This is a genomic window from Blautia sp. AF26-2, from assembly GCF_003460955.1.
Taxonomy (GTDB): Bacteria; Bacillota; Clostridia; order Lachnospirales; family Lachnospiraceae; genus Fusicatenibacter; species Fusicatenibacter saccharivorans.
The window spans coordinates 167,502-180,498 of the sequence record NZ_QTWD01000002.1 but is presented as its reverse complement, the minus strand read 5'-3'; the positions used below and the strand labels follow the sequence as shown (position 1 = coordinate 180,498).

General features: G+C 47.9%; 12 protein-coding genes. All 12 read right to left on the bottom strand.

From position 1 onward, the window contains the following. Nucleotides 1–58: 58 nt before the first annotated feature. The 12 genes from DWY63_RS03710 to rpsD all read right to left on the bottom strand — a co-directional run bounded on the left by DWY63_RS03710 (nucleotide 59) and on the right by rpsD (nucleotide 12,985). Nucleotides 59–1,318: a S41 family peptidase gene (locus tag DWY63_RS03710; protein ID WP_055220738.1), complete on the bottom strand. Its 1,260-nt coding sequence runs from the start codon at nucleotides 1,316–1,318 to the stop codon at nucleotides 59–61. A gap of 83 nt (nucleotides 1,319–1,401) precedes the next feature. Then, nucleotides 1,402–2,316 (bottom strand): permease-like cell division protein FtsX, encoded by a 915-nt coding sequence (ftsX, locus tag DWY63_RS03705; protein ID WP_022461639.1) that lies wholly within the window; start codon nucleotides 2,314–2,316, stop codon nucleotides 1,402–1,404. Further along, on the bottom strand, nucleotides 2,306–2,989 hold the full coding sequence (ftsE, locus tag DWY63_RS03700) for a cell division ATP-binding protein FtsE (RefSeq protein ID WP_022461638.1): 684 nt from the start codon (nucleotides 2,987–2,989) through the stop codon (nucleotides 2,306–2,308). Before ftsE ends, ftsX begins: the two co-directional genes overlap by 11 nt. A gap of 26 nt (nucleotides 2,990–3,015) precedes the next feature. Next, on the bottom strand, nucleotides 3,016–4,104 hold the full coding sequence (locus DWY63_RS03695) for a PucR family transcriptional regulator (protein WP_117510479.1): 1,089 nt from the start codon (nucleotides 4,102–4,104) through the stop codon (nucleotides 3,016–3,018). A 185-nt stretch (nucleotides 4,105–4,289) separates the two neighbouring features. Continuing rightward, on the bottom strand, nucleotides 4,290–5,159 hold the full coding sequence (locus tag DWY63_RS03690; RefSeq protein WP_117801370.1) for a YitT family protein: 870 nt from the start codon (nucleotides 5,157–5,159) through the stop codon (nucleotides 4,290–4,292). Nucleotides 5,160–5,164: 5 nt separating this feature from the next. Next, nucleotides 5,165–5,851 (bottom strand): WecB/TagA/CpsF family glycosyltransferase, encoded by a 687-nt coding sequence (locus DWY63_RS03685; RefSeq protein ID WP_117510477.1) that lies wholly within the window; start codon nucleotides 5,849–5,851, stop codon nucleotides 5,165–5,167. A gap of 205 nt (nucleotides 5,852–6,056) precedes the next feature. After that, complete coding sequence (locus tag DWY63_RS03680; RefSeq protein ID WP_117761415.1) at nucleotides 6,057–8,171, bottom strand: glutamine synthetase III family protein; 2,115 nt, start codon at nucleotides 8,169–8,171, stop codon at nucleotides 6,057–6,059. Nucleotides 8,172–8,586: 415 nt separating this feature from the next. Then, nucleotides 8,587–9,450 (bottom strand): class II fructose-1,6-bisphosphate aldolase, encoded by an 864-nt coding sequence (fba, locus tag DWY63_RS03675; protein ID WP_022461579.1) that lies wholly within the window; start codon nucleotides 9,448–9,450, stop codon nucleotides 8,587–8,589. A gap of 179 nt (nucleotides 9,451–9,629) precedes the next feature. Further along, nucleotides 9,630–10,529, bottom strand: coding sequence for a diacylglycerol/lipid kinase family protein (locus tag DWY63_RS03670; protein WP_022461578.1), 900 nt, complete (start codon nucleotides 10,527–10,529; stop codon nucleotides 9,630–9,632). A gap of 186 nt (nucleotides 10,530–10,715) precedes the next feature. Next, the gene (locus DWY63_RS03665; protein WP_022461577.1) at nucleotides 10,716–11,252 is read right to left on the bottom strand and encodes a bL17 family ribosomal protein; all 537 of its coding nucleotides are present in this window, start codon (nucleotides 11,250–11,252) and stop codon (nucleotides 10,716–10,718) included. Nucleotides 11,253–11,356: 104 nt separating this feature from the next. Next, the gene (locus DWY63_RS03660; RefSeq protein WP_022461576.1) at nucleotides 11,357–12,319 is read right to left on the bottom strand and encodes a DNA-directed RNA polymerase subunit alpha; all 963 of its coding nucleotides are present in this window, start codon (nucleotides 12,317–12,319) and stop codon (nucleotides 11,357–11,359) included. Between the two features lie 72 nt (nucleotides 12,320–12,391). After that, nucleotides 12,392–12,985 carry a 30S ribosomal protein S4 gene (gene rpsD / locus DWY63_RS03655; RefSeq protein WP_022461575.1) on the bottom strand — a complete coding sequence of 198 codons (594 nt, stop codon included), beginning with the start codon at nucleotides 12,983–12,985 and terminating at the stop codon, nucleotides 12,392–12,394. Nucleotides 12,986–12,997: the final 12 nt, after the last annotated feature.

The following is a 12,997-nucleotide window of genomic DNA, read 5'->3' as shown; positions in this document are numbered from 1 at the left end:
TAACACGTTCGTGCTTTTTTTCCTACCTTTTTCCTGCTTTTCTGTGAAAATTCTTATTTTATTCCGCACTTTCCAGTCCTTTGACAACTTCCAGCGCTTTTTCGAGCTGCACATCGCTCGTCGCGTCATCCGGCAGCTCCACCTCGACATCCGGCGTAATGCCGACCTTGTGGATGTCGTTTCCGAGCGGCGTGTAATAATGGGCAATCGTCAGTTTCACCACGCTGCCGTCCGAGAGCTGGAATGTATTCTGGACAATGCCTTTTCCGAATGTCGTCGTTCCGACAATCGTTCCGATGCCGTAATCTTTGACTGCTCCCGTGAAGATTTCTGCCGCACTTGCCGTATTTTCATTGACCAGCACGACGAGTGGAATCGAGATCGGGGTATCGCCGTCGCAGGTATACTCTTCCCGTTTTCCATTTTTATCCTCGGTATACACGATGAGTCCCTCCGGCAGGATCTGGCGCAGGGTGTCGCAGACTGCCGTCACAAGGCCGCCCGGATTGCCGCGCAGGTCGATGATCAGGCGCTCCATGCCCTGATCCTGCAGTGACTGGTATGCTTTCTGGAACTGCTCGGAGGTAAGCCCTGTAAACTCGCTGATGGCCAGATAGCCGATCTTGTCGTCCAGCATTTTACCGTCTGCCACAATCGCCGCAAGCTTCTCTTTTGTGACTTCCGTTTCAATCAGATCCGCCTCGCCTTCCCGCTCGATGGAAAGCGTCACGGTATCGTTCTCGCTGTTTTTCAGAAGACCGACCGCATCGTTGAGGCTTAAGCCTTCGAGTGTCTGCCCGTCAATCTTCACAATGCGGTCATCCGCCTGAATACCGGCCTTCGCCGCCGGGGTATCGTCCTGTACGCCGGTGACCTGCAGCTTATCGCCGTCCAGCGTCACCGTAACACCGATGCCCTGATAGTAACCCTCCTGCGCTGTCTTGATCGCTTCGTATTCCTCTTTCGTGTAATACGTAGAATACTTGTCGCCGAGGCCGCTGATCATCCCTTTATACATCGCATCCGACAGCTCTGTGTCATCCACATCGCCCGCGTAAAGCTGGCTGATCATCGCTTTGATCGCCGCCGTCTTCCGCCACGACCAGAAGCCGCCGGGGTGGTCCGCACTGCTTCCCGGCCAGAGAAACGTTGTTCCGACAAGCACGATCATTACAATCGCCAGCATCGAAATCATGCCCGCAAAGTAGCTCTTCCGCATCTCATTTTTTCGGTTTTTCTTTCTGTTTCTGCGCTTTTTCGGTTTTTCCTGCTCTGCCGCTTTTACGCCCTCTTTTTCTTCCTTCATCAGCTCTTCCAAAATATGCCTCCCAATCGAAAGATCCCGGAATCTTTTGACGGATTCCGGGACTTATTTTTACTTCATTATATTGTCTAATCCTATCAGACTTTCAAGTGTTTTCGAATCGTAAAGATACTGCCGACAAGACCGATTCCCATACCGAGAATGAGTCCGACCGGAAGCAGAATCCGGAAGACGGCCGATACCGGCATGAATGCCATAAAGTTCGACAGTACGCTGAACTCCGTCATAACGTAGCTGATGACTCTGTTGTATACAACGTACAGCAGCCCCAGCGGAATCGCTGCTCCGACAAGACCGATCAGGATACCCTCGATCAGGAACGGAGCCCTTACAAACAGGTTCGTCGCACCGATCAGCTTCATGATACCGATCTCCTCTTTCCGGACCGAAATACCGATCGTGACGGTATTGCTGATCAGGAAAACAGATACGGCAAGAAGAATCAGGATGATCGCGATGGAAACGTAGCCAATGACACGGTTCATCGTCGTCAACGTTGTTGTTGCGCCCTCGGCCTGTTTAACCTCACGGACACCGTCCAGCGAGCGGATATACTCAGCCAGTGCATCCTGCGTCTCTACCTGGTATACGTAAACCTCGTAGTGAGCAGAAGTTGCGAGCGGGTTGTCGTTTGGCTTAAAGCCGTCCTTGTATTCCTCTTTTCCTTCGAAATACTGTTTTGCAAAGTTTTCCCACGTCTCATCCGCGGAAACATACTTACATTCCTTGACCACATCGGTCTTGGCCTTGATCTCCGTTCCGATCTCATCGATCGTCGCCTGATCCACATCTTCGTTGAAGAAGACGGTCATGGATACATCTGTCTCGGCATTTTTTACGATGTAGTTAAAGTTGATGACAACCGCAAAGAAGATACCGAAAAGAAAGATACAGGCTCCCATGGTTGCGATGGATGCCAGCGAGAACATCTTGTTTCTCCAGATGTTTTTGACACCCTGTTTGATGCTGTAGCCCAGTGTACTAAACCTCATGGTACTCGCCCTCCTTCTCATCGCTGACTACCACGCCTTTTCGCATGGTAATAACGCGTTTTTTCATGGAGTTGACGATCTCACGGTTGTGGGTTACCACAAGAACGGTCGTTCCTCTGTTGTTGATTTCCTCCAGGAGCTTCATAATCTCCATGGAGTTTCCCGGGTCCAGGTTTCCGGTCGGCTCGTCCGCCAGAAGAATGTCAGGCCGGTTGACAATGGCTCTTGCCACGGCAACTCGCTGCTGCTCTCCTCCGGAAAGCTCCTTCGGGAAGGATTTGTACTTCTCTGCCAGTCCGACCAGCGTCAGGACTTCCGGCACGCGCTTTTTGATGACGCGGTTCGGTTTCTCGATGACACGCTGTGCGAATGCTACGTTTTCATAGACATTCCGGTCTTTTAAAAGGCGGAAATCCTGGAATACGACGCCGACACCGCGGCGGTATTTCGGCACTCTCCAGCGTTTCATTTTATTTAAGATCTGTCCGTTTACCTTAATGGTACCGGATGTGGGCTCGAGTTCTTTCAAAAGGAGCTTGATCAGCGTCGATTTTCCAGAACCGCTGTTTCCCACGATAAAGACGAATTCCCCCTTCTCGATGTGTAAGGATACGTTGTTGACGGCCGGCTGGCCTTTCGCGTAACTCTTACTTACACTATCCAATGTTATCATGCAATTCCTCCTTCAAGGGTTCTCGCTTAATAATCGAGCGTTTCCATGTATTTCATGTACTGCACAACCATAAGCGCAATCTTGAATGTGATCGCATCTTCAAAAACTCTAAGATCGAGTCCCGTGCTCTTCTGCAGCTTATCCAGCCGATAGACAAGGGTATTTCGGTGTATATAAAGCTGTCTCGAGGTTTCCGAGACATTCAGAGAATTTTCAAAGAATTTATTGATCGTTGTCAGTGTCTCCTCATCAAAGTCATCCGGCGATTTGTTGCCGAAAATTTCTTTGATGAACATTTTGCACAGTGGGATCGGAAGCTGGTAAATCAGACGGCCGATGCCCAGTGAGCTGTATGCATAGATATCATTCTCAGCGGAGAAAATTTTTCCGACGTCCATCGCCATTCTGGCTTCTTTATAGGAACGCGATACTTCTTTGATCTCCTTGACAATGGTACCGTAAGCAACGTGGGTTTTCCCCTCCTCATCTCTTCCTGCTGCTTCCAGAATGGTGGCTGCCACTTTGTTCATCTGGGCATAATCCTCACCTGGAGCAAGTTCTTTTACGATGATGATGTTTTTCTCATCAACTGCAGTTATAAAGTCACCGGATTTGGTACCGAGCAGACTCTTGACGCTTTCCAGCGCCCCGCTGTTCTTATCCGGATTTGTCTCAAGAATAAATACAAGGCGGCGTGCTTCCACTTCAATATGTAACTTCTTCGCCCTGTTGTAGATGTCGACCAGCAGCAGGTTGTCGAGCAGCAGGTTCTTGATAAAGTTGTCTTTATCGAAGCGCTCCTTGTAGGCGGTAAGGAGGCCCTGAATCTGGAAGGTAACCATTTTCCCGATCAGGTGAATGTCATCGTTTCCGCCTTTTACAACCAGAATGTACTCCAGCTGGTGTTCATCGTATACTTTAAAAAACTGATAATTTTTCATGGTCTGGGAATCTGCCTGAGACTGCGCAAACGTTACAATATCATTCTGGCTGATCTCAACCTCCGGAAACGTCGTTACCAGAACCTTTCCTTCTACATCAGTCACGCAGAGTTCGACACGCGAAATATTTTTGATTCCCTCAATGGTACTCTGTAAAATCTGATTTGAAATCATATTTTCTTCCCTCTTTCATCCTATAGTTTGTCTCCGGCTGCACCCGCTTTCATTGCCAGGCATATCCACACCCCTATGGTTCTGCGCCTGATGCAAAGTACCTCACAGATATACTTATATTAATACAAAATAGACAAAAAAGGAAGAGAAAACACAACATTTATACCACAAATTACGTAAAAAGGTCAGGAGAAATCCGTCTGGAAGCCCTCTCCTAAGACCTCTCTTGCATCCGACACAACGACAAACGCGTTCGGATCGATCGTTCCTACGATCTGTTTGAGCTGCGGGATCTGTTTTTTGCCCACAACACAGAATACCATCATACGCTCTTCGCCCGTGTACATTCCCTTGATGTGGATGCCGGACGCGCCGCGGTCGAGTTCTTTCATGAGCTCATCGGCTACCTGCTCCGGATGCGCGGTAATGATAAACGCGGATTTCGCATAATTCATACCTTCCATCAGGGCATCCGTCATTTTCGTCGTCACGTAGATTGCCACGATCGCATAGAGCGAAGCGTGGATACCGAAGACAAAAATACCGGCGATGACGATGATTCCATCAAGCACCTGCATAACCTGTGCAACGGAATAGTGGCGCAGCTTTCTCTGGATCAGAGCCGCCATCATATCCGTTCCGCCCGTCGTACCGTTTCCGATGAAGACGAGGCCGATGCCTGCTCCCATCAGAACGCCGCCGAACAGTGCGGAAAGCATCCTGTCATCCGGCACCAGCTGCAGCACCGGGAGAACGGCAATCCAGAACGTATTCATCAGGGTTCCGAAGATGGTTTTCACCAGAAAATCGCGGCTCATGCGGATTCCGAACAGAAAGAGCGGAATGTTCAGCACAAGGTTCGTCACCCAGAGCGGAACTCCTTTTCCGAACAGCATCTGGCTCAGTTGTTTGATGACGATTGCAAGACCGGAAAATCCTCCAGTAACAAGCCCCGCCGGGTCGTAAATCGAGCTGGTCGCAACCGCCATGACCGCGGTTCCCAGCGTAATCAGCAGATAATCTCTCCACTGCTGTTTGTTCCGTATCCAGTTCATGAACTTCAACCGTCCTTTTCGCTGTTATATTTTGTTACCATCCACTTGAACGTATTCTTCTTTAGCAGAGTTCCCCACCAGCTCGTTTTTATACCGGCCTCGTTCTGCAGCGTCGAATGCTCGCCAAGGCTCAGCCAGATTTTTGCGCTGATTTTGCTGCTGTTTTCCAGAACGAAACGATCCTGCCGCGTTCCCGCAAGGCCGCTCACAATCACGTCCGTCGTCTGGCTGTTGATCTCGTTGACCAGGCTGTCAAACGCGGATTCCTCCAGCGTCTCGACGACAGCACCGCCTCCGATCTCAATGCCGGGATACGTTTCTGTCAGATATTTCTGCAGTGTCTGCAGTTCTTCCCCAGTGTCGCCCAGTACGAAAATCCGGCTTTTCTTCTGAATCAGTCCCCAGAAAAAGCGTGCGATGAACTCGTTCGTCTCCACTTCCTCATAGGACGGCGTCTCCGGGTCAATTCCTGCTGCCTCCAGCACCTCGGTTTCCCCGATGACCGTCAGATCCAGATCTTCGATATACTGTTTCCACGTCGGTTCCTTGCTCGCCTGCATCAGCATCTGCATCGTAACAATCCCGATGGTGTTCAGCTTATCGTTTGAGAGGTATTCCTCTGCAATCTCCATCGCCGCATCGACGCGGTAATGTTTCAGCTTCACACCTAAAATTTCCAGTTCTGCATTCATTGTTCTGTATACTTCTGTTTTCCTTCGAAATCCAGAAGCGTTTCCTCCATGTTTTCCTGCCGTTTCTTCCGGCAGCGCTGTCCGCCTTTTTCTTCTGGCAACAGCTAATCTTCATTATACTAAAAAAAGAGGCTGTTGTCAAAAACAGCCTCTTTTTCTGCCCTGTTTTCACAGAATTTTTACAATTTATCAGACCGTCTGCGGATTAAACCTCAAACATCAGATCGCCGTAGGACGGCATCGGCCACATCTCTTTGTCTACGATCATCTCCAGTTTGTCAACCGGTGCACGGAGTGCCTCCATAGCCGGAGCAACTTTCTCGTAGTAGTATTTTGCTTTTGCTTCGCCGTCTTCCATCTCGCATCCTGCATTCTCGATTGCGATCAGCTCGTCGAGTGCTTTCTGGGTTTCCTCAAGCAGTGCACTTGTCTCGTTCAGCAGATTCTTCTGTACACCAACTGCTGTAACACCTGCTGCGGTGATGGTGTTGATAGATCCAGCCAGGGAAGTCGCATATTTGATGACTGCCGGGATGATCTGTTTGCTTGCCATGTCGATCATAGTCTTTGCTTCGATGTTGATGGTCTTTGCATAGTTCTCGAATTTAACTTCTGCACGGGATACCAGCTCTGCCTCGGTGAATACTTTGAAATCGCCGAACAGTTTGATTGCGGTATCAGTGGTCAGTGCCGGGATTGCGTACACCATGGATTTGATGTTCGGAAGTCCTCTTCTCTCTGCCTCAGCTAACCACTCATCTGCATATCCGTCGCCATTGAAGATGATTCTCTGATGCTCACTTAAGTTCTTCTTGATCAGATCATGGACAGCGTCCTCGAAGTTTTCAGCGCCTTCCAGTACATCGCATGCATCGCGGAATGCTTCTGCAACGATGGTGTTCAGTACGATGTTCGGAGCTGCAACGGAATCACGGGAACCAACCATACGGAACTCGAATTTGTTTCCGGTGAAGGCGAACGGTGAGGTTCTGTTACGGTCGGTAGCATCTTTCTTGAGATCCGGAAGTGTCTTAACACCAGTCTCCAGAACGCCCTCTTTTTTGCTCTTTGTTGCATTTCCGGTGCTGATGAGCTGCTCTACAACATCCTCCAGCTGCTCTCCAAGGAATACAGAAATAATAGCTGGCGGCGCCTCGTTAGCTCCCAGTCTGTGATCGTTTCCCGGATCGGCTGCGGACTCACGAAGCAGATCTGCGTGAACATCAACGGCTTTCAGAACGCAGCTTAATACGAGCAGGAACTGAATGTTCTCGTGCGGTGTTTTGCCCGGCTCAAGAAGGTTGATGCCGTCATCTGTGGTGATGGACCAGTTGTCGTGTTTACCAGAACCGTTGACACCTGCGAACGGTTTCTCATGCAGCAGGCATTTCAGTCCGTGCTGGCATGCAACTCTCTTTAAAGTCTGCATAACGAGCTGGTTGTTGTCAACTGCTACGTTTGCCTCGGAATAAATGGAAGCCAGCTCGTGCTGTGCCGGTGCAACCTCATTGTGCTGTGTCTTTGCTGTAACACCCATCTTCCACAGCTCAATGTTGACATCCTTCATAAAGGAAGCAATTCTCTGACGGATGGTTCCGAAATAGTGATCGTCCATCTCCTGTCCTTTTGGAGGCATTGCGCCAAACAGGGTACGTCCGGTGTAGATCAGGTCTTTTCTCTGCAGGAATTTCTCTGCATCTACCAGGAAGTATTCCTGCTCCGGTCCTACGGAAGGAGTTACTTTCTTGGAAGTGGTGTTTCCGAACAGTTTTAACAGACGCAGGGACTGTACATTCAGAGCTTCCATGGAACGAAGAAGCGGTGTTTTCTGGTCAAGCGCCTCTCCTGTGTAGGAGCAGAATGCAGTCGGAATGCAGAGGGTTGCGCCTGCTGCGTCCTGACGAACGAAAGCCGGTGAGGTGCAGTCCCATGCTGTATATCCTCTTGCCTCAAAGGTAGCACGCAGTCCACCGGACGGGAAAGAAGATGCATCCGGCTCGCCTTTGATCAGCTCTTTACCGGAGAAGCTCATCAGTACTTTGCCGTTCGGCATCGGTGCTGTGATAAAAGAATCGTGCTTTTCTGCAGTTGCACCGGTCAGCGGCTGGAACCAGTGTGTATAGTGTGTTGCTCCTTTTTCAATTGCCCATTCTTTCATCTCATGTGCAATCGTATCTGCAGTAGCAAGATCCAGCTCACCGCCTTCTTCGATGATCTTTTTCAGCTTCTTGTAAACATTTTTTGGAAGACGTTCCTGCATTACAGTGTCATTGAATACATTTTCGCCAAAAATTTTGGCTGGATTTACATATTCTCCCATTTTCTTTCTTCCTTTCCATTTGTGAATTTTGCGATGCGACCTTCCCGCCGGATTCTAAAAAGATCCTAATACAAGAAAAAGGAGTTCTCAAAAAGGTAGCTAAAAAAGCTATATTTTTTGTAGAACGCCCTTGTTTTACATTCGCATATGGATTTGATTTCCAACTGATACTAAAATAACTCAAAAACCCCAAAAACGCAAGTGCTTTTTTGAACTCAGTCCCTTTTTCGTATTATTTTACAAAACTTTCCTAATTCAGGCGAAAAAATTAGCGGATTCGATGAAAGCTTTCGCGGCAGTCGTCAAGGTCTCGTACAAGCACGGACTTTGACTCGTTGCTCGCGAAAAAAAATACTGTGCGGACCCTGAGGGGGAAGTCCCCCAGGAATCCTGCACAGCATTTTCGTGCTTAAACTCAGGCTTTGTTTGCAGAACCGAACAGTTCGATTTTCTCTCTTACAGTAGCTTTGATAGCTTCTGCGCCCGGAGCAAGCAGTTTACGAGGATCAAATCCTTTACCCTGCTGATCTTTGCCCTCTTCGATGTATTTACGTGTAGCTGCTGCGAATGCAAGCTGGCACTCTGTATTTACATTGATTTTGGAAACGCCAAGGTCAATGGCTTTCTTGATCATGTCATCCGGGATACCTGTACCACCGTGAAGAACGAGCGGCATAGTTCCTGTCAGCTCCTGTACAGCTGCCAGAGTCTCAAAGCTCAGTCCCTGCCAGTTAGCCGGGTATACACCGTGGATATTGCCGATACCTGCTGCAAGCATATCTACACCGAGGTCTGCAATCATCTTGCACTCGTTTGGATCAGCGCATTCGCCCATACCTACAACACCATCTTCTTCTCCACCGATAGAACCAACTTCTGCTTCCAGAGACATTCCTTTCTCTTTGCAAACAGCTACCAGTTCTTTTGTTTTTGCAACGTTCTCTTCGATCGGATAATGAGATCCGTCAAACATGATGGATGAGAAACCTGCTTCGATGCATTTGTAACATCCTTCGTAGGTTCCGTGGTCCAGATGCAGAGCAACCGGAACAGTGATGTTCAGTTCTTCGATCATAGCTTTTACCATAGCAGCTACAGTTTTGAAACCTGTCATGTATTTTCCTGCACCCTCAGATACACCAAGGATAACTGGAGAATTCATCTCCTGTGCGGTAAGAAGGATGGATTTTGTCCACTCCAGGTTGTTGATGTTAAACTGACCAACTGCATAGTGGCCAGCTTTTGCTTTGTCCAACATTTCTTTTGCTGATACTAACATAGCTCAAATGACCTCCTGTGTCTGTAATTGTGCCGTGTACCGTTTTCAGGCTTACGGCATACTTGTTACTTTCATAACTGGTTTTATTATACAACATCTTTCTGCAAATGCCAAATGGTTTTCGTAGCGAAATCCATTTTTTTGCACTTTTTTGTGAAAAACTTATCAAAAAGCCGTGCCTACTTATTGTTCAGAACCAGTTCCATGGCATGTTTGCGCGCTTCGATGCAGACATAGCCGTGATCTCCGCCGTATTCGCCGTCCAGAGTCCAGGAAATCTCCTGGTTGGACTCGATGATGATGCGGTCGGTCTTGAACGAATCGATGAGGTCTGTGTGATCCTCCTGCATCAGCAGGGACGCAATGATCTCATTCAGTTCCAGCGGGTTTTTCGGGCGTTTGATCAGGGTTACCTCGAAGAGTCCGTCATCCAGGCGTACATCCTGTCCCGGCAGGTTTTTGAAGCCGCCGACGGACTTGGCATTCGTCACCATACCGTAGATATACTCTCCCTCAAAGGTTTCCCCGTTTGCCTCGACTTTAATCCAGTACGTCGGCACATTCCAGATCCGTTTGGATCCCTCCAGCAGGTATGCCAGATGGCCGAGAATGTTTTTCATGTGCTGGTCTGTCTCATAGGAAACATCCGTGAAAAGGCCGAATGCAGCGATGTAGACAAAGCTGTCGTTGTTGAACGCTCCCACATCACAGGAATACAGGTTTCCCTCGATGATATCCTTTGCCGCCTGTACCATATCTTTCGAAATAGAAAGACTGTTTGCAAAGTCATTGGTGCTTCCGGCCGGAATATAACCGATCGGAACGCGCTGATCCACTTCCATCAGACCGCTGACAACTTCATCCAGTGTTCCGTCGCCCCCGCTGCAGACAACGAGATCCACCTGCGGCGCAAGCTCCTTTGTCTTTTCGAAACCATCTCCGACTGCCTGCGTCGGGTGGACAATGACCTCATACCCGCCTTTTACAAAAACATCGATAATTTCAAACAGTTTACTTTTAATCTGTGCTTTTCCGGAAAACGGATTAAAAATAAACAACATTTTTTTCTTGCTCTCCATGCAAATGCTCTCCTTTGTATCCCATTTTAGCTGTTCTGTATTCTGTATTGTACCTTATTCGCAAAGCAGATGCAACCCCGTACATTGCCACAATTTCGCAATTGTGTCATATAAAATATGATATACAACAAAACAGGAGCCACCTATTAAGAGGCAGCCCCTGCGGATTTCAAAACTATTTACAGATTAAACCAGCTCGATTACAACTTCCATAGCTGCATCACCTTTACGCGGTCCGATCTTGATGATACGGGTATATCCGCCGTTACGGTCTGCATATTTCGGAGCGATCTCATCGAACATTTTCTGTGGCATATCGATGGACTTGGTGTTTTTCTTGCGTCCTGCTGCTTCGGTCGGAACCTCTGTTACAGGATAGAAGAAGCTTGCCATCTGACGTCTAGCGTGAAGTCTGGACGGAAGATCTTTTTTGATCTCTTTCTGAACTTCATCGTATACGGTAACTTTTTTGCCGTCTTTTACTTCTTTCACACGTTTGCCATCAGCATCTTTACGAGCTACTTTAGCAGTAACGGTAACGGTCTCAAAGTTATCTTTCTCTTTTACAGCCAGTGCGATCATGCTTTCAGCGATCTTGCGGATCTCTTTCGCTTTGGTCTCAGTGGTAACGATTTTTCCGTGATACAGAAGGTTGGTTACCTGGTTTCTTAATAATGCTTTTCTCTGGTCAGATGTTCTGCCAAGTTTTCTATATTTTGCCATTTTAAATTTTCCTCCATTTGTGGAACCCGCAAGTCATGCTGCCTCGGACTTACTGACAGGGGGTTTTCGTCTACAAATCAAACGGAAAGATAAATCGCTGTGATTTATTCTCCGTCCCCAGGACTCAGTGACAGTCCCAGTTCTTTCAGCTTTGCAAGTACCTCTTCCAGAGACTTGCGGCCCAGGTTACGAACCTTCATCATGTCTTCGGAAGTTTTGTTGCACAGCTCTTCTACGGTATTGATACCGGCACGTTTCAAGCAGTTATAGGAACGCACGGAAAGCTCAAGCTCGTCGATGTTCATCTCCAGAACTTTCTCTTTCTCATTGTCCTCTTTCTCGATCATAACTTCTGCTGTCTTCGCATTCTCAGACAGATCGATGAAGAGTTTCAGATGCTCGCTTAAAACCTTAGCTGCCAGGCTGACTGCCTCATCCGGATCCAGTGTTCCTCTGGTGTAAACATCCAGTGTCAGTTTATCGTAATCGGTAATCTGACCTACACGGGTGTTCTCCACTTTAAGGTTTACACGCTCAACCGGTGTATAGATAGCATCCACAGCGAGAACGCCGATCGGCATGTCATCGCTCTTGCCTTTGTCAGCACTGATATAACCGCGGCCTTTTGTGATCGTCAGCTCCATGTACAGCTTGCTGTCCGGGCCGCCGTTCAGGGTTGCGATTACCTGATCCGGATTCATGATCTCAATATCCTGATCTACCTGAATATCGGATGCTCTTACAACTCCCTCGCCCTCGAACTCAATATAAGCAACTTTTGCTTCGTTGGTTTCGCTGTTATTGCGGATTGCAAGGCTCTTCAGGTTCATGATGATTTCTGTAACGTCTTCTTTTACTCCAGGGATGGAGCTGAATTCATGAAGAACGCCCTCGATTTTAACCTGGCTTACTGCTGCTCCAGGGAGGGAAGAAAGCATAATTCTGCGAAGAGAATTACCTAATGTGATACCGTAGCCTCTTTCCAGAGGTTCAACCACAAATCTGCCGTACTTCTTGTCATCAGAAATCTCAGTAATTTCAATTTTCGGTTTGTTAAAATCAAACACTCGAAAGCCCCTCCTTTTAAATTGGTTGGCTCATTACTCATGGGAATAAAGCCTTCCGCGTATGGCGATTCTTTATTTAGAATACAGCTCGACGATCTGCACTTCGTCAACCGGAACATCGATCATTTCGCGGGTAGGACGCTCTTTTACAACACCTTTGAGTGCCTCAAGATCAGCCTCGATCCATTCCGGAGTCAGACGGCCGCCTGTAACCTCTACGATGTCTTTATATCTCTGAGAGGATTTTTTACCCTCTTTGATTTCGATGGTATCACCAGCGCTTACAAGGTAAGACGGGATATTTACCTGTTTGCCGTTAACCAGAACGTGTTTGTGGTCAACGATCTGACGTGCTTCTTTTCTGGTTCTAGCCATTCCCATACGGAACAGAACGTTGTCCAGACGGAGCTCAAGAAGGATCATCAGGTTCTCACCAGTCTGTCCTTCCATTCTGTCAGCCTTTTTGTAATAGTTAACAAAAGGTTTCTCCAGAACGCCGTAGATGAATTTTGCTTTCTGTTTTTCTCTTAACTGAAGACCATACTCAGACATTTTTCTGTTTGCTCTTTTCAGCTGTCTTGTGGACTTCTTATCAATTCCAAGATATACAGGATCCATTCCGAGGGATCTGCATCTTTTCAGGACTGGTACTCTATTTACTGCCATGTTCTTAACCTC